We start from the raw sequence: 18,969 nt of genomic DNA, 5'->3' as shown, positions 1-18,969 counted from the left end.
TTGGACATGGTTGAACTTGCTCTTCCCAAAAACTCTCAGATGACCGAGGGCAAGGTCTGGCCGAAGCCGGCCGGTGCCAAGAATGTTCGGGAATACCGAGTTTATCGCTGGAGCCCCGATGACGGGGAAAATCCGCGCATCGATACCTTCTACATCGATGTTGATGACTGCGGTCCGATGGTTCTTGATGGTCTCCTGTATATCAAGAACAATATCGACCCGACGCTGACGCTGCGCCGTTCCTGCCGCGAAGGCATTTGCGGTTCCTGCGCGATGAACATTGACGGCACCAATACGCTGGCCTGCACCAAGGGCATGGATGAGGTGAACGGCACGGTGAAGGTCTATCCTCTGCCGCATCTGCCGGTGGTCAAGGACCTCGTGCCGGACCTCAATAACTTCTATGCGCAGCATCGTTCGATCGAGCCCTGGCTCAAAACGGTCTCTCCTCCGCCTGCCAAGGAATGGAAGCAGAGCCATGAGGACCGTCAGAAGCTTGATGGTCTTTACGAGTGCATCCTGTGCGCCTGCTGCTCGACCTCCTGTCCGAGCTACTGGTGGAACGGCGACCGTTATCTCGGTCCGGCTGTTCTGCTGCAGGCCTATCGCTGGCTGATCGATTCCAGAGATGAAGCGACCGGTGAACGTCTCGACAATCTCGAGGATCCTTTCCGGCTTTATCGTTGCCACACGATCATGAACTGTGCGCAGGCCTGCCCGAAGGGTCTCAATCCGGCTAAGGCAATCGCCGAAATCAAGAAGATGATGGTCGAGCGCCGCGCTTGAGCCGTGTTTTCACTCTATCGAAGGCCGCGCGGAACCTCTCCGGGCGGCCTTTCTTCGTATCTGAAGGGCAGGAATGTCCTTCCCTCGCCATGGGGAACTTGATTAACCACATCGCGGTAACATATTTCTAACCGAGTTATACGGCATGTTGCGGCAAGTGTCGCGAGAGCGGGAGTATTAAGATGAAATTCAATCACGCTGTGACGGGGGTCGCGATCCTGCTGGCTCTCGCCGGTTGCCAGCGCACCAGCTATAGCAATATCAATTCTGCCAACAGTTCATTGCCGCCGCTGCAGGCGCAGCCGGTGCCGCAGGTTCAGTCCGGCCAGCTACCTCCTCCGGGTGGCACTGCCTCACAATTCCCGACGGCGCCGACGAATACGGCTGCCGTCAATCCTTCCGTCGCGCCAGCCACAGCAATGGATGTCACGAAGGCTTCCATGGTTGGTAACTGGCGTGTCCAGGCCGCCGGCTCCAGCTGCGACATGTTCCTTACGCTCACCGATCTCGGAAGCGGTGCCCGTGGTGGTACCCGTGGCTGCACCGGCGAACTCAGCACCATGCGTTCCTGGGAGGTTTCCGGCCGCCAGGTCGTGTTCAAGGATCCCAATGGCAATGCGATTGGTAGCGTCTACAAGACCGCGGATGCTCGCTTCGACGGCAGCACCGGTTCCGGCCAGTCTCTCAGCCTGAGCCGCTGATCCTTCTGCAGATCTGCAGCGGCGCCAGGCGCCGCTGCCCCGGCGGAGCCTATCCATGGACCCTATTCCCGACTATGCGCTGAGCGTCGCAGAGCAGCTGCGCGCCTTGACGAAGGGTGGCGCTTTACAAGCTGATCCTGCCCAGATTGGTGTCGCGCAGAAACTCGATCGCATCCTGCTTGATCTCAAGGCCCGCAAACCCGCGGCCAAGAAAAGCGCACTTGGCTGGATATTCGCGCAGAAGCGAAAGCCCGATACGGCAATCCGGGGGCTCTACGTTCATGGTAGCGTCGGGCGCGGCAAAACCATGTTGATGGACATGTTCTTCGAGATGGCGCCGATCGAAAACAAGCGAAGGGCGCATTTCCACGAATTCATGGCCGACGTGCATACGCGCATTCATGCACACCGTCAGAAGTTGAAGGCCGGCGAGACGAAGCAGGCCGATCCGGTGCCGCCTGTGGCCGCCGCCCTGCGCGAAGAGGCGCAGCTCCTGTGTTTCGACGAATTCACCGTCACGGATATCACCGATGCGATGATCCTCGCACGATTGTTCACCGAGCTTTTTGCCCGGGGCTGCATTCTCGTCGCAACGTCCAATGTCGAGCCTGACAATCTCTATCGGGATGGCCTCAATCGCGGCCTGTTTCTGCCGTTTGTCGATATCCTCAAGCGCCACGTGGAAGTGGCTTCGCTGGATTCGCCGACCGATTACCGCATGGAAAAGATCGATAGCCTCCCAGTTTTCGTGTCTCCGCTTGGTGCGGAAACGCGCAAGCAGATGGATATAGCTTGGCGCCAGATTATCGACGGAGCCGTTGAGGCATCCATGCAGATCGCCATGAAAGGGCGTCACATTGATGTCCCGATTGCTGCGGGGCGATGCGCACGCTTTTCGTTCCGTGAGCTTTGTGAGCGACCGCTCGGAGCGTCCGATTATCTGGCGATTGCTCAGCGTTTCGACGTGGTGTTCGTCGAAGACATCCCCTTCCTCGGCCCGGACAATCGCAATGAGACGAAGCGGTTCATCATTCTCATCGATGCGCTTTATGATGCGGGCGTTCTTCTATTCGCCTCCGCTGTCCGCCCACCCGATCAACTCATGGTCGAGAAGAAAGGCACGGAAGGTTTCGAATTTGACCGTACAGTTTCGAGACTTTTTGAAATGCGCAGCGTCGAGTATCGAGACCAGCATCAGGGCAAGCGTCACGAAACCGTAAACATTCGGTCATAAAATTCTTACGTTTACGTAAGAATTTTGACTTCTAACCGATTGAAATTCCTCGCTCCAAAATAATCGTTTGCGATTTTGCCCCGCAAGCGCTATGCGATCTGTCCACAAGGGCCAGCTAACGCTCGTTTCAACCTTGTCGTTGATCCAAAAGGAAGTTCTTCGATGGCACGCAAAAAGATCGCTCTTATCGGTTCCGGAATGATTGGTGGTACGCTGGCGCATCTCGCCAGTCTGAAGGAACTGGGCGACATCGTCCTGTTCGACATTGCTGACGGCATCCCGCAGGGCAAGGGACTCGACATCGCCCAGTCTGGTCCGGTCGAAGGCTTCAATGCCAAGTTGTCTGGCGCCAGCGACTACGCCGCGATCGAAGGCGCCGATGTCTGCATCGTCACCGCCGGTGTTGCCCGCAAGCCTGGCATGAGCCGCGACGATCTGCTCGGTATCAACCTCAAGGTCATGGAGCAGGTTGGCGCCGGCATCAAGAAATATGCCCCGAACGCCTTCGTCATCTGCATCACCAATCCGCTCGACGCGATGGTCTGGGCGCTGCAGAAGTTCTCCGGCCTGCCAACCAACAAGGTCGTCGGCATGGCCGGCGTTCTCGACTCGGCTCGCTTCCGCCACTTCCTCTCGGAAGAGTTCAAGGTTTCCGTCCAGGACGTCACCGCATTCGTTCTCGGCGGCCATGGCGACACCATGGTGCCGCTCGCGCGCTACTCCACCATCGGCGGCATTCCGCTGACCGACCTCGTCAAGATGGGTTGGGTCACCAAGGAGCGCCTCGAAGAAATCATCCAGCGCACCCGTGATGGTGGCGCTGAGATCGTAGGTCTCCTGAAGACCGGCTCGGCCTACTACGCCCCGGCCGCCTCTGCCATCGAGATGGCGGAATCCTACCTCAAGGACAAGAAGCGCGTTCTGCCGGCTGCTGCTTACCTGACCGGTCAGTACGGCGTGAAGGATATGTATGTCGGCGTGCCAGTCGTGATTGGCGAAGGCGGCGTCGAGCGCGTCATCGAAATCGACCTCAACAAGGCCGAAGAAGAAGCCTTCCAGAAGTCTGTCGGCGCCGTTGCCGGCCTCTGCGAAGCCTGCATCAACATCGCGCCGGCTCTCAAGTAATTGCCATTTCGCCCAAAACAGGGACACGACAATGAACATTCATGAATATCAGGCCAAGGCTCTTCTGAAGAGCTTTGGTGCACCGGTCGCTGAAGGTGTGGCGATCTTCTCTGCGGAAGAAGCCGAAGCTGCCGCCAAGCAGCTGCCGGGCCCGCTCTATGTCGTCAAGAGCCAGATCCATGCTGGCGGCCGCGGCAAGGGCAAGTTCAAGGAACTGTCGCCGGAAGCCAAGGGCGGCGTCCGCCTCGCTTTCTCGATCGACGAAGCCAAGGCTCATGCCAAGGAAATGTTCGGCAACACGCTGGTGACCGCCCAGACCGGCGAAGCCGGCAAGCAGGTCAACCGTCTCTATATCGAAGACGGTGCCGACATTGCCCGCGAACTCTACTGCTCGCTGCTCGTTGATCGCTCGGTTGGCCAGGTAGCCTTCGTCGTCTCGACGGAAGGTGGCATGGACATCGAAGCCGTTGCGCATGACACGCCGGAAAAGATCCACACGATCGCGATCGACCCGCTGACGGGCGTCACCGACGCCGATGTGGCCAAGATCTCGGCTGCTCTGGAACTGACCGGTGCTGCTGCCGAAGACGCAAAGTCGCTTTTCCCGATCCTCTACAAGGCCTTCGTCGAAAAGGACATGGCGCTGCTCGAGGTCAACCCGCTGATCGTCATGAAGAATGACCATCTGCGCGTGCTCGATGCCAAGATGTCCTTCGACGGCAACGCGCTGTTCCGCCATGACGACGTCAAGGCGCTGCGCGACGAGACCGAAGAAGACGCCAAGGAAATCGAAGCCTCCAAGTGGGATCTCGCTTACGTGGCCCTCGACGGCAATATTGGCTGCATGGTCAATGGTGCCGGTCTCGCCATGGCGACGATGGACATCATCAAGCTTTACGGCAAAGAGCCGGCAAACTTCTGCGACGTCGGCGGTGGCGCTGGCAAGGAGAAGGTCGCGGCTGCCTTCAAGATCATCACGGCTGATCCGAAGGTCGAGGGCATCCTCGTCAACATCTTCGGCGGCATCATGAAGTGCGACGTCATCGCGGAAGGCGTGATCGCCGCCGTGAAGGAAGTCGGCCTGAAGGTTCCGCTCGTCGTGCGCCTCGAAGGCACCAATGTCGAACTTGGCAAGAAGCTCCTGAACGAATCCGGCCTGGCGATCACCGCTGCCGACGATCTGGACGACGCTGCCAAGAAGATCGTCGCGGCGATCAACGGCTAATCTGAGGAACCTATTCGATGTCCATTCTTGTAAACAAGAACACCAAGGTCCTCGTTCAGGGCCTGACCGGCAAGACCGGCACCTTCCACACCGAACAGGCGCTGGCTTACTACGGCACGCAGATGGTCGGCGGTATCCATCCGAAGAAGGGTGGCGAAAACTGGACCGGCTCCAAGGGTGAAACCCTGCCGATCTTCGCGACCGTTGCCGAAGCCAAGGAAAAGACCGGTGCAGACGCATCCGTGATCTACGTCCCGCCGGCAGGCGCTGCCGACGCCATCATCGAGGCCATCGACGCCGAAATCCCGTTCATCACCTGCATCACCGAGGGTATCCCGGTCATGGACATGGTGCGGGTCAAGGCCAAGCTCGACAAGTCCAAGTCGCGCCTTCTCGGCCCGAACTGCCCGGGTATCCTGACGCCGGAAGAATGCAAGATCGGCATCATGCCGGGCTCGATCTTCCGCAAGGGTTCGGTCGGCATTGTCTCGCGCTCGGGAACACTTACATACGAAGCTGTGTTCCAGACCTCGAACGAAGGCCTTGGCCAGACGACTGCCGTTGGTATCGGTGGCGACCCGGTCAAGGGCACCGAGTTTATCGACGTCCTCGAAATGTTCCTGGCCGATCCGGCCACGACCTCGATCATCATGATCGGCGAAATCGGCGGTTCGGCTGAGGAAGATGCAGCGCAGTTCCTCATCGACGAAGCCAAGAAGGGCCGCAAGAAGCCGATGGCCGGCTTCATCGCAGGCCGTACGGCTCCAAAGGGTCGCACCATGGGTCACGCCGGCGCTGTCGTTTCCGGCGGCAAGGGCGATGCGGAATCTAAGATCGAAGCCATGGAAGCGGCTGGCATCAAGGTTTCGCCTTCACCGGCCCGTCTGGGCAAGACCCTGGTCGAAGTCCTCAAGGGCTGAGACCTGACGAAAATCAAGCCAGGCGAAGGATTGGTCCGCCAAACCTTCGCCTGGACTTCGCATATCAAGAACGATTCGCTCGTCGAGCGAACGTTGAGCGGCAGGCCGGGCATCCGGCCATCAATTCTAGTCGGGAGGCGGGCGGACGCGCTCGCGTAACACAATGAGTAGGCAAGAGGCCAACGAGCAGTTCCTGATCACGTCATTCCTCGACGGACAGAACGCAGCCTATATCGAGCAACTCTACGCACGCTATCAGGAAGATCCCTCCTCGGTTTCTGACGAGTGGAAGGCCTTCTTTAAGGCGCTCGCGGACAATCCGACGGATGTCAAAAAGGCCGCCAGCGGTGCGTCCTGGCAGCGCAGCAACTGGCCGCTTGCCGAAAGCGGCGACCTGGTGTCTGCCCTCGACGGCAATTGGGGCAAGGTCGAAAAAGTCATCGAAAAGAAGGTTCAGGCCAAGGCCGAAGCTGCTGCTGCCACCACTGGCAAGCCGGTTTCGGAGACGGAAGTCCTGCAGGCAACGCGCGACAGCGTGCGTGCCATCATGATGATCCGCGCCTATCGTATGCGCGGCCACCTGCATGCCAATCTCGACCCGCTCGGCCTTGCAGCGCCCGTCGAGGACTACAACGAGTTGTCGCCGACGGCCTATGGCTTCACGGAGGCCGACTACGACCGCAAGATCTTCATCGATAACGTGCTGGGTCTGGAGTATGCCACGATCCCGCAGATGCTCGACATCCTGAAGCGGACCTACTGTTCGACGCTCGGTGTCGAATTCATGCATATCTCCAATCCGGAAGAGAAATCCTGGATTCAGGAGCGCATCGAAGGCCCCGGCAAGGGCGTTGAATTTACGCCGAACGGCAAAAAGGCGATCCTGCAGAAGCTGGTCGAGGCGGAAGGCTTCGAGCAGTTCATCGACGTCAAGTACAAGGGCACCAAGCGTTTTGGTCTCGACGGTGGTGAATCGTTGATCCCGGCACTTGAGCAGATCATCAAGCGGGGCGGCCAGGAAGGTATGGAAGAGATCGTTCTCGGCATGGCCCATCGTGGCCGTCTGAACGTGCTGACCAATGTCATGGCCAAACCGCACCGCGCGGTCTTCCATGAGTTCAAGGGTGGGTCGTTCAAGCCGGATGAAGTCGAAGGTTCGGGCGACGTCAAGTATCACCTCGGTGCCTCGTCAGACCGCGAGTTTGACGGCAACAAGGTTCACCTGTCGCTGACGGCAAACCCGTCGCACCTGGAAATCGTCAACCCCGTCGTGATGGGCAAGGCCCGCGCAAAGCAGGACCAGCTCGCCAAGGTCTGGGATGGCGATGTCATTCCGTTGCAGGAACGCTCCAAGGTTCTGCCGCTTCTCATTCACGGTGATGCGGCCTTTGCCGGCCAGGGTGTCGTTGCAGAAATCCTCGGTCTGTCGGGTCTGCGCGGTCACCGCGTTGCCGGCACGATGCATGTCATCATCAACAACCAGATCGGCTTCACCACCAATCCGGCTTTCTCGCGTTCGTCGCCTTATCCGTCTGACGTCGCAAAGATGATCGAAGCGCCAATCTTCCACGTGAACGGTGACGATCCGGAGGCGGTTACCTATGCCGCCAAGATCGCGACCGAATACCGGATGAAGTTCCATAAGCCTGTCGTCATCGACATGTTCTGCTACCGCCGCTTTGGCCACAACGAAGGCGACGAGCCTGCGTTCACGCAGCCGAAGATGTACAAGGTCATCCGGGCTCACAAGACAGTGGCGCAGCTCTACGCCGAGCGTCTGATCTCCGAAGGCCTTATGAATGAGGGCGAATTCGAGCAGATGAAGGCCGACTGGCGCGCCAACCTCGAGTCGGAATTCGAAGCTGGCCAGAGCTACAAGCCGAACAAGGCTGACTGGCTGGATGGCCAGTGGTCGGGTCTGCGCTCGGCCGACAATGCCGATGAACAGCGTCGCGGCAAGACAGCTGTTCCGATGAAGTCGCTCAAGGATATCGGTCGCAAGCTGTCGACCATTCCTGAAACATTCAGGGCCCACCGCACGATTCAGCGTTTCATGGAAAACCGTGCCCAGATGGTCGAAACCGGTGAAGGCATCGACTGGGCGATGGCCGAGGCGCTTGCCTTTGGGTCTCTGGTTGTCGATGGCCACAAGATCCGTCTGTCCGGCCAGGATTGCGAACGCGGTACCTTCAGCCAGCGTCACTCGGTTCTCTACGATCAGGAAACCGAAGAGCGCTACATCCCGCTCGCCAATCTCGCACCGAACCAGGCCCGCTACGAAGTCATCAACTCGATGCTCTCCGAAGAAGCGGTTCTGGGTTTCGAGTACGGTTACTCGCTTGCCCGTCCGAACGCACTGACCCTGTGGGAAGCCCAGTTCGGTGACTTCGCCAACGGTGCACAGGTCGTGTTCGACCAGTTCATCTCGTCGGGTGAACGCAAGTGGCTGCGCATGTCCGGTCTCGTCTGCCTTCTGCCGCATGGTTACGAAGGGCAGGGCCCGGAACACTCTTCCGCCCGCCTCGAGCGCTGGCTGCAGATGTGCGCCGAAGACAACATGCAGGTCGCCAACGTTACGACGCCGGCAAACTACTTCCACATTCTGCGTCGACAGATGAAGCGCGACTTCCGCAAGCCGCTGATCATGATGACGCCGAAGTCCCTGCTGCGTCACAAGCGGGCCACGTCCAGCCTTGCCGAGATGGCCGGTGAATCTTCGTTCCACCGTCTGTTGTGGGATGACGCCGAAGTCATCAAGGACGGCCCGATCAAGCTGCAGAAGGATGCCAAGATCCGTCGTGTCGTGATCTGCACCGGCAAGGTTTACTACGACCTGCTGGAAGAGCGCGAAAAGCGCGGGATTGATGACATCTACCTGCTGCGCATCGAACAACTCTACCCGTTCCCGGCCAAGGCGCTGATCAACGAGCTCAGCCGTTTCCGCAATGCGGAGATGGTCTGGTGCCAGGAAGAGCCGAAGAACATGGGTGCCTGGTCGTTCATCGACCCGTATCTGGAGTGGGTGCTCGCTCATATCGATGCCAAGTACCAGCGGGTTCGCTACACCGGCCGTCCGGCTGCCGCCTCGCCGGCGACGGGCCTGATGTCGAAGCACCTCGCACAGCTCGAAGCTTTCCTCGAGGATGCATTGGGCGGTTGATCCGCCCACGTGCCACCCCCGCAGACCGAAACGTTCTCTGACCAACGGAATTGAGATCATGGCCACTGAAATCCGCGTACCCACGCTTGGCGAATCCGTCAGCGAAGCCACCATCGGCACCTGGTTCAAGAAGGTTGGCGACACCGTCAAGGCTGACGAACCGCTCGTCGAATTGGAAACCGACAAGGTCACGGTCGAAGTTCCGTCGCCCGTCTCCGGCGTGCTGACCGAGATTGTTGCGCAGAACGGCGAGACTGTCGGCCTCGGCGCACTGCTTGGCCAGATCGCCGAAGGCGCCGCTGGCTCGGTCGCTGCATCCGCGCCGGCTCCTGCTGCAGCACCTGCTGCTCCGGCTCCGGTTGCTGCTGCTCCCGCCGCTGTCGCCTCGGCCCCGGCTGCGGCCATGCCGGCGGCTCCGGCCGCTGCAAAGCTTGCAGCTGACAACAACATCGCAACTGCCGATGTCGATGGTTCTGGCAAGCGTGGCCAGGTTCTGAAGGGTGACGTGCTCGCGGCCATCGCCAAGGGCACAGCATCGCCGGCTCCTGCCGCCGTTCCTGCAGCACCGCGTGCTGCCTCGTCCGCAAGCGACGCGCCGCGTGAAGAGCGCGTGAAGATGACCCGCTTGCGCCAGACGATCGCCAAGCGCCTCAAGGACGCCCAGAACACGGCTGCCATGCTGACCACCTATAACGAGGTGGACATGAAGGCGGTCATGGACCTGCGCAATCGCTACAAGGACATCTTCGAGAAGAAGCACGGCGTGAAGCTTGGCTTCATGGGCTTCTTCACCAAGGCCGTCACGCATGCGCTGAAGGAATTGCCGGCCGTTAACGCCGAAATCGACGGCACCGACATCATCTACAAGAACTACTGCCATGTCGGCGTTGCTGTCGGCACGGACAAGGGCCTCGTGGTTCCGGTCGTGCGCGATGCCGACCAGATGTCGATCGCTGAAATCGAAAAGGAAATCGGTCTCCTTGGCAAGGCTGCCCGTGATGGCCAGCTGTCGATGGCAGACATGCAGGGCGGCACTTTCACCATCTCCAACGGCGGCGTCTATGGTTCGCTGATGTCCTCGCCGATCCTAAACGCACCGCAGTCGGGTATCCTCGGCATGCACAAGATCCAGGAGCGTCCGGTTGTTGTCGGTGGCCAGATCGTCATTCGCCCGATGATGTATCTCGCTCTCTCCTACGATCACCGTATCGTTGACGGCAAGGAAGCGGTCACCTTCCTCGTTCGCGTCAAGGAAAGCCTGGAAGATCCAGAACGCCTGGTTCTCGATCTCTAAGGAGTATCCGCGATGGAACCGGTATCTGCTTCCGCCTCTCCGCTCGTCCTGCTCCTTGCCTGGAGCGTGGTCCTTTTGGTTGCGCATGTCCTCCTGCAGGGCATGCTCGCCACCAAGGAGTTGGGTACCAAGTGGAATGCCGGCCCACGAGACGACAACAAGCAGCCGGCGGGTAAGCTCGCCGGTCGCGCTGCGCGCGCGTCTTCGAACTTTCGCGAGACCTATCCGGCCTTCGTCGCACTCGTCGCAGGACTGCTCTTCACCGGTGAGACCTCCGGTCTCGGCTTGATCGGGGCCGTTGTCTGGTTCGTTGGACGCATTGCTTACTACCCGCTTTATCTGGCGGGTATTCCCTATATCCGGTCGCTGGTGTGGACGGGTTCTATGGTCGGCCTCGGCCTTATGTTTCTCGCGCTGACATTTTGAGGTGAGGCATGGGCGCGCCACTGGGAGCATGCGTTCTTCTTGCCGCGCTTGCGCTTTCTCACGCGGCTTCGGCCGCTGATTGCCTGATTGAAAAAGCCACTTATCGCGAAGCCGAAACTGGGGTCGAACTCGTTTTTGCCGCGGCGAGCGGTGAAAACACGCCAGTGACGCATGGCTTCTCCACGACAGTCGGCAAGTTCGAGCTCGACGGTCATGTCATGTACGATCCCGAGGTTGAGCGACCCATCGGCATGCTGATGAATAACTGCCCCGAAGGCGACGTGACAGGCGCGGATCTCGCTGCCTGCACCGTCTGGAAAGGCATTGTCTACGGCATCGACGAGGCGACGGGTCATGTCGATCTTCTCCCGTCGGAAGGCGCTGCAGCTCCCGATGCGCTTCTCTTGCCGGGCTTCGGCCCCGCCGTCTTGGCCTCGTCTGCCGGCAAGGCTCTCGAGACCGGCCCGTGGGATGTCTTCGAGTTCAAGGGATGCGCGTCATGACCAGCCGCCCCCTTCTGCTCGTCACAGGCGGTAGCCGCGGGATCGGCGCTGCAATATGCCGAAAGGCTGCCGCACAGGGTTACGATCTGCTTATCAACTATCGCTCGGACAGGCTGGCCGCCGAAGGCGTTTCTGCCGATTGCCGTGCGATTGGTGTTAATGCAGAGATTGTGCAGGGCGATACTGCAGATGAAGACGGTATTGCCACGATTTTCGCAGCTGTCGACCGTCTCGGCCCCCTTTATGGTCTCGTGAATAATGCCGGCGTCGTTGATGTCACCGCGCGGGTCGATGAATTCGACCGGGTGCGGCTCGACCGCATGTTTGCCGTCAATGTCATCGGCAAGATCCGCTGTGCCTCAGAAGCCGTGACGCGCATGTCAACGAAGCATGGCGGGCAGGGTGGCGTGATCGTCAACATTTCCTCCATGGCTGCCGTGATCGGCAGTCCGGGTCAATATGTTGACTATGCCGCCGCCAAGGCTGCGGTCGATACGTTTACTGTCGGGCTTTCGCGTGAAGTCGCCACCGAGGGCATCCGGGTCAATGCTGTCAGGCCCGGCATCATCGACACCGAAATCCATGCATCCGGCGGATTGCCGGGCAGGGCGCGCGATCTGGCCCCAATCATTCCGATGCAAAGGCCCGGAACGGCCGACGAAGTGGCCGACAGCGTTCTTTATCTCCTCTCGCCTCAGGCATCCTATGTGACGGGTGCCCTCTTGAATGTCAGCGGCGGTCGGTAACCGTCGAAAACGAAGGAAGCTCCTCATGTCTTATGATGTCATCGTTATCGGCTCCGGCCCCGGCGGCTATGTCTGCGCCATCAAGGCGGCCCAGCTCGGCCTGAAGGTTGCCGTCGTCGAGAAGCGCCAGACCTATGGCGGCACCTGCCTCAATATCGGCTGCATCCCGTCCAAGGCTCTGCTGCATGCGTCGGAAGTCTTCCACCATGCCTCGCATGGCATGTCCGATCTCGGCGTGGACGTCGGCACTCCGACCCTCAACCTCGAAAAGATGATGGCGCACAAGGATGCGACCGTGAAGTCGAATGTCGAGGGCGTTTCCTTCCTGTTCAAGAAGAACAAGATCGACGGCATCCAGGGCACGGGCAAGATCCTCGGCGGTGGCAAGGTCCAGGTGACCAACGATGCCGGTGAAGTCCAGGTCCTCGAAACCAAAAACATCGTCATCGCCACCGGCTCCGACGTTGCCGGCATTCCGGGCGTTCAGGTCGATATCGATGAGAAGATCATCGTGTCCTCGACGGGTGGTATCGCGCTCGACAAGGTGCCGGGGAAGATGGTTGTCGTCGGCGGGGGCGTGATCGGTCTGGAACTCGGCTCGGTCTGGTCGCGCCTTGGCGCCAAGGTGACTGTCGTCGAATATCTCGACACGATCCTCGGCGGCATGGACGGCGAAGTCTCCAAGCAGTTCCAGCGCATCCTTGCCAAGCAGGGCATGGAGTTCAACCTCGGTGCCAAGGTCACCGGCGTCGAGAAGTCGGGCGAAGGCGCCAAGGTCACCTTCGAACCGGTCAAGGGCGGTGAAGCCCAGACGCTTGAAGCCGATGTCGTGCTCGTCGCCACCGGTCGCAAGCCTTACACGGTTGGTCTCGGCCTTGAAGAAGCCGGCGTTGCGCTTGATAACCGCGGCCGCGTCGAGATCGACGGCCACTACCGCACTAATGTCGCCGGCATCTATGCCATTGGCGACGTGGTCAAGGGCCCGATGCTCGCCCACAAGGCGGAAGACGAAGGCGTAGCACTTGCCGAAATCCTCGCCGGCCAGCACGGCCACGTGAACTATGACGTCATCCCGGGCGTCGTCTACACCCAGCCGGAGGTCGCCTCCGTCGGCAAGACCGAGGAAGAGCTTAAGGCCGCAGGCGTTGCCTACAAGGTCGGCAAATTCCCGTTCACGGCAAACGGCCGCGCCCGCGCTATGCTTGCCTCGGACGGCTTCGTCAAGGTTCTCGCCGACAAGGACACAGACCGCGTTCTCGGCGTGCACATCATCGGCCTCGGCGCCGGCGAGATGATCCACGAGGCCGCTGTGCTGATGGAGTTCGGCGGTTCGTCGGAAGATTTGGGCCGCACTTGCCACGCGCACCCGACCATGTCGGAGGCCGTGAAGGAAGCAGCCCTCGCTACCTTCTTCAAGCCGCTGCACATGTAAGGTCTGCAGAACTGATATAAGCCAATTATTATATTTCAGTAAGATTGAAGGCTGTCGCTTGTACCCCAAGCGGCGGCCTTTATCATGTGTGGGCACTGCCTCTTTCCCGAAATGACAAAAGGCAAACCAATGTCCGTGATCGCCCCTACCTCCTACTCCCTTCTCCAGAAGGCCCTGCACTGGACGATGGCTCTTCTCATTCTCTTCAACCTGATCTTCTCCGACGCCATGGAGGAAGCGGTCGAAGCCTATGAGCGCGGCGAAGTGCCCTCGCCAGCCGATCTCTCCTCTGCCAACATCCATGCCTATGTCGGTATCGCGGTGCTCTGTCTTGGGCTGATCCGGCTCGCCGTGCGCCTGACCCGGGGAGCGCCTGCCGCGCCGGCCGAGGAGCCGCCGGTCCTGCGGCTTGCGTCGAAGATTGCGCATGGCACGTTCTATGCGCTGTTCGTTCTGCTGCCGCTGAGTGGCATCGGCAAATACTACTTTGGCAACGAGATTGCCGGCGAGCTTCACGGCGGGCCTCTTAAGCTTCTGATGTGGGTGCTGATCGTGGTTCACATTGCCGCAGTGCTGGTGCATCAGTTCTACTGGAAGACCCCGGTCGCTCAGCGTATGACCAAAGGCTGACACAAGGCGCCCCTGTGGTCGCCAGTTTCCGGGGGCGTTGCATGTCAAAAGTATCGTTGGAACCCGTGGCAATGCCGCATCCTGCCCTTCCCTCGGCTAATTGGGCGGATCGCTATGCTGTCATCGCACTTGCTCCTGACGCCACTGCGCTCGATCTTGCGAGAAAGATATTCGGGCGTTCTCCCCGTTGGGTGGGCTTGCTGCTGGCGCTGCGCAACCGGATTGTCGGGCTGTTCGGCTTGAAGTCCGCGGAACTCGGGATCGCGGACAGCCAGACGATTGGAGCTTTTCCCGTCGTCAGCGCCCGCGACGATCAGGTTGTGCTCGGCTTCGACGACGCCCATCTCAATTTTCGGATCGTGCTGGATGTCGCGGCTGCCGGTCCCCAGGCGCGGAAACTCGCCATCACAACGCTGGTTGAGCGGCACAATCTGTTCGGCAGACTTTATATTTTTGTGATCACGCCGTTCCACAAGCTGATTGTCCGCACCATGCTGGCGCGGATGCGTTGAGGCTGTCCTGCTTTTAAGCTGGTTTTAGTCAGCTTCCGAAACGCGTGACGACAAAGCCCTGCTTGCGGATGAGTTCGATCAGGCCTTCGTCCCCAGGCAGGTGAAGCGCGCCGATGGCGATCAAAACGCCACCCTCCTGGAGATAGCCGGCGGCTCTTTCCGCCATGCGGTGATTTCGTGCCGTGATCATTTTGTCAGCAAAGGCGCGTGCCGTCACCGGGTCCCAGCCCATGATCTCGTTGAGAATGATCATCATGCCGGTATCCTGCGCCTCATAGAGTTCGATCAGGGCGCCGGTCTGTTCTTCACCGGAATGGGGCGAGCTGAACTGCTGAATCAGACTTTCCAGCATCGGGCCGTCCGGCAATGAGGCGATAGAAGCGAACTGTTCCGCAGGCGTTTCGAGGCCAGCGACAAAGATACCCTCTTGCATTGCCGTATTCACCAGCAAATGGTCGAGCACGATCTCGCCTTCGTTCAGCAGGCGCGTTTCGCAGCGGTCGCTCATCAGGTTGAAATAGATGACCCATGGCCGCATGCGGGCCAGCATTTTGACGCTCAGTCCGCGTGTGGCGAGTGCATCCTGAAGTGCGGGCCGGCGCGCCTCTGGAAGCACCTGATCAAGCGTGCCGGTCGCGAGCATGGTCAGATCCGGCCGCATGAGTAGTTGCTGTTGGATCAGCTGAGGCGTGCCAATTTCCTCCAGTTCCACGAGCAGGGTCTCGACCTGTGTCAGTGCCTCGTCGACGGCGGGGGTTATCTTGCTGATGCGCGGATCACGCAGATGCGCTGTGCCGAGGAGCCAGGAAGGGGCCAGCCCCTCCTTTTCGATCTTCCACAAAAGGCCGTGGTTGTTCTTGATCTCTGCGGAGCGCTGTTCCAGCTGGCGAAAGGCCTGCGGATCTGCAGCCTTGAGCTTTCCGATCATGCTCTGGGAGGGACAGGAGACCTCTGCGGCGGCAGGAAATGCAGCAAGGAGGCTGACCAAGGCCAGGGACAAGATAGGAATTCGCACGCTAGCCTCCGTTGGCAGACACCGGGATCGAACAGATCAGGCAACTGAGCGGTGCTGTAACGAAAATTCGGCGCGGCTGCGATGGACCGGTGTCACTCTACGCGAGACAGTCGGTATCCTTGTCGTCGCAGGAGTTCGACCAGGCCCTGTTCGCCGGGCAGATGGAGCGCTCCGACAGCGATAAAGGCATTGCCTTTCTCAAGGTGCTGGGTGCTGCCCTTGGCCATGACGAGGTTGCGATCGCTGATGATGCGGCTTTCGAAGGCGGCATAAGCACTTTCATCACCCTCTGTCGTGGACGGAGCGACGGTTTTCAGCAAGGGCATGGTCATGCCGATATCGCCGGAGAGGTAGAGTTCCGTCATGGTTTCCATGACGTCTTCCATCTTGTCGCCGAGCGTGATCGTCTCGACCAGAGCTTTGAAGTGGAAGTCGATGGGCAGGTCTGCCATGGCTTCCAGCTGCTCGACCAGTGTTTCAAGACCGGCGACGGGTTTTCCGGCTGCCACCGCGTCCTTGGCAATCTGCATGTCGAGGAAAGATGCACCGCCTGCCTTGCGGGACAATTCGCACGCGGGCAGGGCGACGAAGCTCGCAAGGATCCAGGGCTTCATCTTGGCCACCACGGCGAGTGAAAGACCGCGCTGTTTTAGGCCCTCGTCGAGCTTGGTGAGTGATGCAGAGTCAAGATGGTCCTTGATACTGGTGCCATCTGTGAACATTGTCAGTTCCGGATGCATGAGGAGGGCAGAGCCAGCCTTGTTCTCATCCAGGATTTCATCCGATTCGATGACCACGACATCGGCGTCGGCCGCAGCAAGACGGGCACCCTCCGGCATCTTGAGGACACGGGGGTCCGTTACATGCATGGTGCCGAGCAGCCAGGAGGGCTTGACGCCGTCCTTTTCGATCTTCCAGAAAATGCCCCTGCCGTTCGGGATCGCATCCGCCTCCGCCTGGATCTCTGCGAGCAGCGCGGGATTCTCTTTCGCCATGCTCTCCAGCAGGTTGCTGCCCTTGCAGGCTGCTTCATCGGCGGCTTTTGCGGTGGAGATGGATACCAGCGTGGCGAGGAGGACTGTCAGCATCAGGAGGGGCAGGGCGCCGACAATAAACTGCAGAACCTGTTCCAGCGAAAGGCGCGGCCATCGGGTGCGCAGCGAGAGGATGCGTTGGGCAGTCATGACATCTCCTGTGTAAGTGCCAGGACGATAGTCCGCACTAACCTCATGATTGATTAAGGCGTGTGGTTAATCTCGACGTCGAGCATGCGCGCTTATCGGGCGCGAGGATGGGCTCGGTCATAGATATCGAGAAGGCGGGCGCTATCAACGCCGGTATAGATCTGTGTGGTCGAAAGGCTGGCATGGCCGAGCAGTTCCTGGATCGTCCTCAGATCGCCGCCGCTGCCGAGCAAATGGGTGGCGAAGGAATGGCGCAATGCATGCGGCGTTGCCGAATCCGGCAGGCCGAGGGCCGAGCGAAGGCGCTGCATTTCGCGCTGGATGATCGCCGGCTGCAATGGCCCGCCGCGCGCTCCGCGAAACAGCGGCTTGCCGGCTTCCAGATGATATGGGCAAAGCTTGCGATAGACCGCGACCGCTTCGCCAACAACTGGGAGAAGCGGCACGATGCGCATCTTTCCGCCCTTGCCGGTAACCCTGAGGCTTGTCGTCTTTTCCTGAAAGGCCTCAGGCGGCAACCCAAGTGCTTCTGAAATGCGCAGGCCGCAGCCATAGAGAAGAGTGAGCACGGCGGCATCGCGCGCCGCGATCCACGGCTCCTCGTTCATCTGCGTCGCGCGGTCGACGACGGTGACCGCCTGGCTGCCGCTCAGCGGTTTTGGCAGGGATTTCGGCTGTTTCGGTGAGCGAATCGCGCTGGCGCCGGCAGCATTCACCAATCCCTTGCGCTCCAGATAGCGGAGGAAGGAGCGCAGGCCGGCAAGATGGCGGCCGAGTGTGCGGGCACCGGCGCCGTCCTTGCGGCGATGGGCCAGAAAACCGCGCAGATCTGCTGGCCGAAGCGCCTGAATGTCCGATAGCGCCACGCTTCCGCCGACATGTCCGGACAGAAACTGCAGAAATTGGCGCGTATCCCGCTCGTAGGCTTCCAGCGTATTGCCGGCCAAGCGGCGTTCGTCTCCGAGGCTTTCGAGCCAGGATTTCCGTTCACCGAGAAGTTTTTCGTCTGCGGGGATCAAATTTGCGCCGTCTGCGTTGTCAGTGGTTGGAAATCCGACCCACGATGCCGTGGGAGGGTTACCGAAGCACTAACGACAGGGGCTGTCATGATCGGATCACACCGGGGTGTCAAAGAGGCTCGAACTTACTGGCGAGGATCCCGCTGATGCGCCGTCCCACCGTTTCCACCCTGGGCAGTTTCTCCGAAGCCGTCACGCTCGTTTCTCAAGGTCGACCTGGCCACATCGTCGATACGCTGATCGCCGAGCGCGGCCAGAAGATCGTCAAGCATCCGCTCTGGCCGGTGATGCGCCCTTTTGTCTACACGCTGCTGCGCTATGGCAAGGCGGTGGAATTCGCCGATGATGTGGCGCGCCTCAACGGGGCGCAGGTGTTCGATTATCTGAGTGCGGCTCTGGACCTCAAGATCGGGGTTCGCAATGCCGACCGTATTCCGGCCGAGGGCGGTTTCATTCTCGTCAGTAACCATCCGACGGGTATTGCCGACGGTGTTGCGATGTATGACCTGTTGAAGACGCGTCGCCCCGACATGACCTTCTTCGCCAATCGCGATGCGATCCGCGTCAATCCGCGACTGGCCGAAATCGTCATCCCTGTGGAGTGGCGCGAGGAACACAAATCCAAGCTCAAGGCACGCGAGACGCTTCAATTGACCAACCGCGCGATCGAGGAGCGCAAGGCCGCCATCCTGTTTCCATCCGGCCGCATCGCCTATTGGGAAAACGGCCGGCTTAACGAACGACCCTGGAAGACCTCGGCGGTGTCGCTTGCCCGCAAATACGATCTGCCGATCCTGCCGGTGAACATGAAAGCTCGCAATTCGGGTCTGTTCTACTGGTTTGCGAATTGGTCGACCGAACTCAGGGACATGACCGTTTTCTACGAGTTGCTGAACAAGAAGGGTCAGCAATTCGACTTCACGGTCGGTCCGCTGATCCCGGTCAGCGCATTGGAGGGTGATGTGACGGAGGTGACCAGGGCACTGGAGGCCTATACCGTGCATCAGCTGCCGCAGGAGCCTGACCGCGCTTTCGGCTGAAGCTCTCCTTCATATCG

General features: G+C 59.9%; 18 protein-coding genes. 15 read left to right on the top strand and 3 right to left on the bottom strand.

What is annotated here, in order from left to right:
- The first annotated feature begins 6 nt into the window (after positions 1–6).
- From ACSV9I_RS13080 to ACSV9I_RS13015, 14 genes are all read left to right on the top strand, one after another.
- Positions 7–786 carry a succinate dehydrogenase iron-sulfur subunit gene (locus ACSV9I_RS13080; protein ID WP_054157898.1) on the top strand — a complete coding sequence of 260 codons (780 nt, stop codon included), beginning with the start codon at positions 7–9 and terminating at the stop codon, positions 784–786.
- A gap of 182 nt (positions 787–968) precedes the next feature.
- On the top strand, positions 969–1,487 hold the full coding sequence (locus ACSV9I_RS13075) for a protease inhibitor Inh/omp19 family protein (RefSeq protein WP_054157897.1): 519 nt from the start codon (positions 969–971) through the stop codon (positions 1,485–1,487).
- Positions 1,488–1,542: 55 nt separating this feature from the next.
- The gene (gene zapE / locus ACSV9I_RS13070; protein ID WP_438329218.1) at positions 1,543–2,721 is read left to right on the top strand and encodes a cell division protein ZapE; all 1,179 of its coding nucleotides are present in this window, start codon (positions 1,543–1,545) and stop codon (positions 2,719–2,721) included.
- 162 nt (positions 2,722–2,883) lie between these two features.
- The gene (gene mdh, locus ACSV9I_RS13065; RefSeq protein WP_438329217.1) at positions 2,884–3,846 is read left to right on the top strand and encodes a malate dehydrogenase; all 963 of its coding nucleotides are present in this window, start codon (positions 2,884–2,886) and stop codon (positions 3,844–3,846) included.
- Positions 3,847–3,877: 31 nt separating this feature from the next.
- Positions 3,878–5,071: an ADP-forming succinate--CoA ligase subunit beta gene (gene sucC, locus ACSV9I_RS13060; protein WP_054157894.1), complete on the top strand. Its 1,194-nt coding sequence runs from the start codon at positions 3,878–3,880 to the stop codon at positions 5,069–5,071.
- A 17-nt stretch (positions 5,072–5,088) separates the two neighbouring features.
- Positions 5,089–5,991 carry a succinate--CoA ligase subunit alpha gene (sucD, locus tag ACSV9I_RS13055; protein WP_006724463.1) on the top strand — a complete coding sequence of 301 codons (903 nt, stop codon included), beginning with the start codon at positions 5,089–5,091 and terminating at the stop codon, positions 5,989–5,991.
- Positions 5,992–6,154: 163 nt separating this feature from the next.
- A complete protein-coding gene (locus tag ACSV9I_RS13050) occupies positions 6,155–9,151 on the top strand; it encodes a 2-oxoglutarate dehydrogenase E1 component (protein ID WP_438329216.1) in 2,997 nt (998 codons plus the stop codon).
- A gap of 58 nt (positions 9,152–9,209) precedes the next feature.
- Positions 9,210–10,445 carry a 2-oxoglutarate dehydrogenase complex dihydrolipoyllysine-residue succinyltransferase gene (gene odhB, locus ACSV9I_RS13045; RefSeq protein WP_438329215.1) on the top strand — a complete coding sequence of 412 codons (1,236 nt, stop codon included), beginning with the start codon at positions 9,210–9,212 and terminating at the stop codon, positions 10,443–10,445.
- 12 nt (positions 10,446–10,457) lie between these two features.
- On the top strand, positions 10,458–10,871 hold the full coding sequence (locus ACSV9I_RS13040; protein WP_438329214.1) for an MAPEG family protein: 414 nt from the start codon (positions 10,458–10,460) through the stop codon (positions 10,869–10,871).
- Between the two features lie 8 nt (positions 10,872–10,879).
- Positions 10,880–11,374: a hypothetical protein gene (locus tag ACSV9I_RS13035; RefSeq protein WP_438329213.1), complete on the top strand. Its 495-nt coding sequence runs from the start codon at positions 10,880–10,882 to the stop codon at positions 11,372–11,374.
- Entirely contained in the window at positions 11,371–12,120 is a 750-nt protein-coding gene (locus ACSV9I_RS13030) for an SDR family oxidoreductase (RefSeq protein ID WP_438329212.1), read from the top strand. The genes ACSV9I_RS13035 and ACSV9I_RS13030 overlap by 4 nt, the downstream gene beginning before the upstream one ends.
- 25 nt (positions 12,121–12,145) lie before the next feature.
- The gene (gene lpdA / locus ACSV9I_RS13025) at positions 12,146–13,552 is read left to right on the top strand and encodes a dihydrolipoyl dehydrogenase (protein ID WP_438329211.1); all 1,407 of its coding nucleotides are present in this window, start codon (positions 12,146–12,148) and stop codon (positions 13,550–13,552) included.
- Positions 13,553–13,681: 129 nt separating this feature from the next.
- On the top strand, positions 13,682–14,182 hold the full coding sequence (locus ACSV9I_RS13020) for a cytochrome b (protein WP_438329210.1): 501 nt from the start codon (positions 13,682–13,684) through the stop codon (positions 14,180–14,182).
- 41 nt (positions 14,183–14,223) lie between these two features.
- Complete coding sequence (locus tag ACSV9I_RS13015; protein ID WP_438329209.1) at positions 14,224–14,694, top strand: DUF2867 domain-containing protein; 471 nt, start codon at positions 14,224–14,226, stop codon at positions 14,692–14,694.
- Between the two features lie 28 nt (positions 14,695–14,722).
- Here the strand turns inward: ACSV9I_RS13015 and ACSV9I_RS13010 are convergent, their stop codons facing one another.
- From ACSV9I_RS13010 to ACSV9I_RS13000, 3 genes are all read right to left on the bottom strand, one after another.
- On the bottom strand, positions 14,723–15,709 hold the full coding sequence (locus ACSV9I_RS13010; protein WP_438329208.1) for a TraB/GumN family protein: 987 nt from the start codon (positions 15,707–15,709) through the stop codon (positions 14,723–14,725).
- Between the two features lie 92 nt (positions 15,710–15,801).
- Complete coding sequence (locus tag ACSV9I_RS13005) at positions 15,802–16,893, bottom strand: TraB/GumN family protein (RefSeq protein ID WP_438329207.1); 1,092 nt, start codon at positions 16,891–16,893, stop codon at positions 15,802–15,804.
- Positions 16,894–16,985: 92 nt separating this feature from the next.
- Positions 16,986–17,912 carry a tyrosine recombinase XerC gene (locus ACSV9I_RS13000; RefSeq protein ID WP_054157884.1) on the bottom strand — a complete coding sequence of 309 codons (927 nt, stop codon included), beginning with the start codon at positions 17,910–17,912 and terminating at the stop codon, positions 16,986–16,988.
- 143 nt (positions 17,913–18,055) lie between these two features.
- On the opposite strand from ACSV9I_RS13000, the gene ACSV9I_RS12995 reads away from it, so the two are divergent.
- Complete coding sequence (locus ACSV9I_RS12995) at positions 18,056–18,952, top strand: GNAT family N-acetyltransferase (protein ID WP_438329649.1); 897 nt, start codon at positions 18,056–18,058, stop codon at positions 18,950–18,952.
- Positions 18,953–18,969: the final 17 nt, after the last annotated feature.

Origin of the sequence: Rhizobium sp. G187, assembly GCF_051549525.1 — a bacterium.
Taxonomy (GTDB): Bacteria; Pseudomonadota; Alphaproteobacteria; order Rhizobiales; family Rhizobiaceae; genus Allorhizobium.
Note: the sequence above shows the minus strand (reverse complement) of the source record. Positions and strands in the feature narration are given on the sequence as shown.

Coding starts and splice junctions, on each gene's coding strand:
- ACSV9I_RS13080 (WP_054157898.1), top strand. CDS start 7: ATGGTTGAACTTGCTCTTCCCAAAAACTCTCAGATGACCGAGGGCAAG.
- ACSV9I_RS13075 (WP_054157897.1), top strand. CDS start 969: ATGAAATTCAATCACGCTGTGACGGGGGTCGCGATCCTGCTGGCTCTC.
- zapE (WP_438329218.1), top strand. CDS start 1,543: ATGGACCCTATTCCCGACTATGCGCTGAGCGTCGCAGAGCAGCTGCGC.
- mdh (WP_438329217.1), top strand. CDS start 2,884: ATGGCACGCAAAAAGATCGCTCTTATCGGTTCCGGAATGATTGGTGGT.
- sucC (WP_054157894.1), top strand. CDS start 3,878: ATGAACATTCATGAATATCAGGCCAAGGCTCTTCTGAAGAGCTTTGGT.
- sucD (WP_006724463.1), top strand. CDS start 5,089: ATGTCCATTCTTGTAAACAAGAACACCAAGGTCCTCGTTCAGGGCCTG.
- ACSV9I_RS13050 (WP_438329216.1), top strand. CDS start 6,155: ATGAGTAGGCAAGAGGCCAACGAGCAGTTCCTGATCACGTCATTCCTC.
- odhB (WP_438329215.1), top strand. CDS start 9,210: ATGGCCACTGAAATCCGCGTACCCACGCTTGGCGAATCCGTCAGCGAA.
- ACSV9I_RS13040 (WP_438329214.1), top strand. CDS start 10,458: ATGGAACCGGTATCTGCTTCCGCCTCTCCGCTCGTCCTGCTCCTTGCC.
- ACSV9I_RS13035 (WP_438329213.1), top strand. CDS start 10,880: ATGGGCGCGCCACTGGGAGCATGCGTTCTTCTTGCCGCGCTTGCGCTT.
- ACSV9I_RS13030 (WP_438329212.1), top strand. CDS start 11,371: ATGACCAGCCGCCCCCTTCTGCTCGTCACAGGCGGTAGCCGCGGGATC.
- lpdA (WP_438329211.1), top strand. CDS start 12,146: ATGTCTTATGATGTCATCGTTATCGGCTCCGGCCCCGGCGGCTATGTC.
- ACSV9I_RS13020 (WP_438329210.1), top strand. CDS start 13,682: ATGTCCGTGATCGCCCCTACCTCCTACTCCCTTCTCCAGAAGGCCCTG.
- ACSV9I_RS13015 (WP_438329209.1), top strand. CDS start 14,224: ATGTCAAAAGTATCGTTGGAACCCGTGGCAATGCCGCATCCTGCCCTT.
- ACSV9I_RS13005 (WP_438329207.1), bottom strand. CDS start 16,893: ATGACTGCCCAACGCATCCTCTCGCTGCGCACCCGATGGCCGCGCCTT.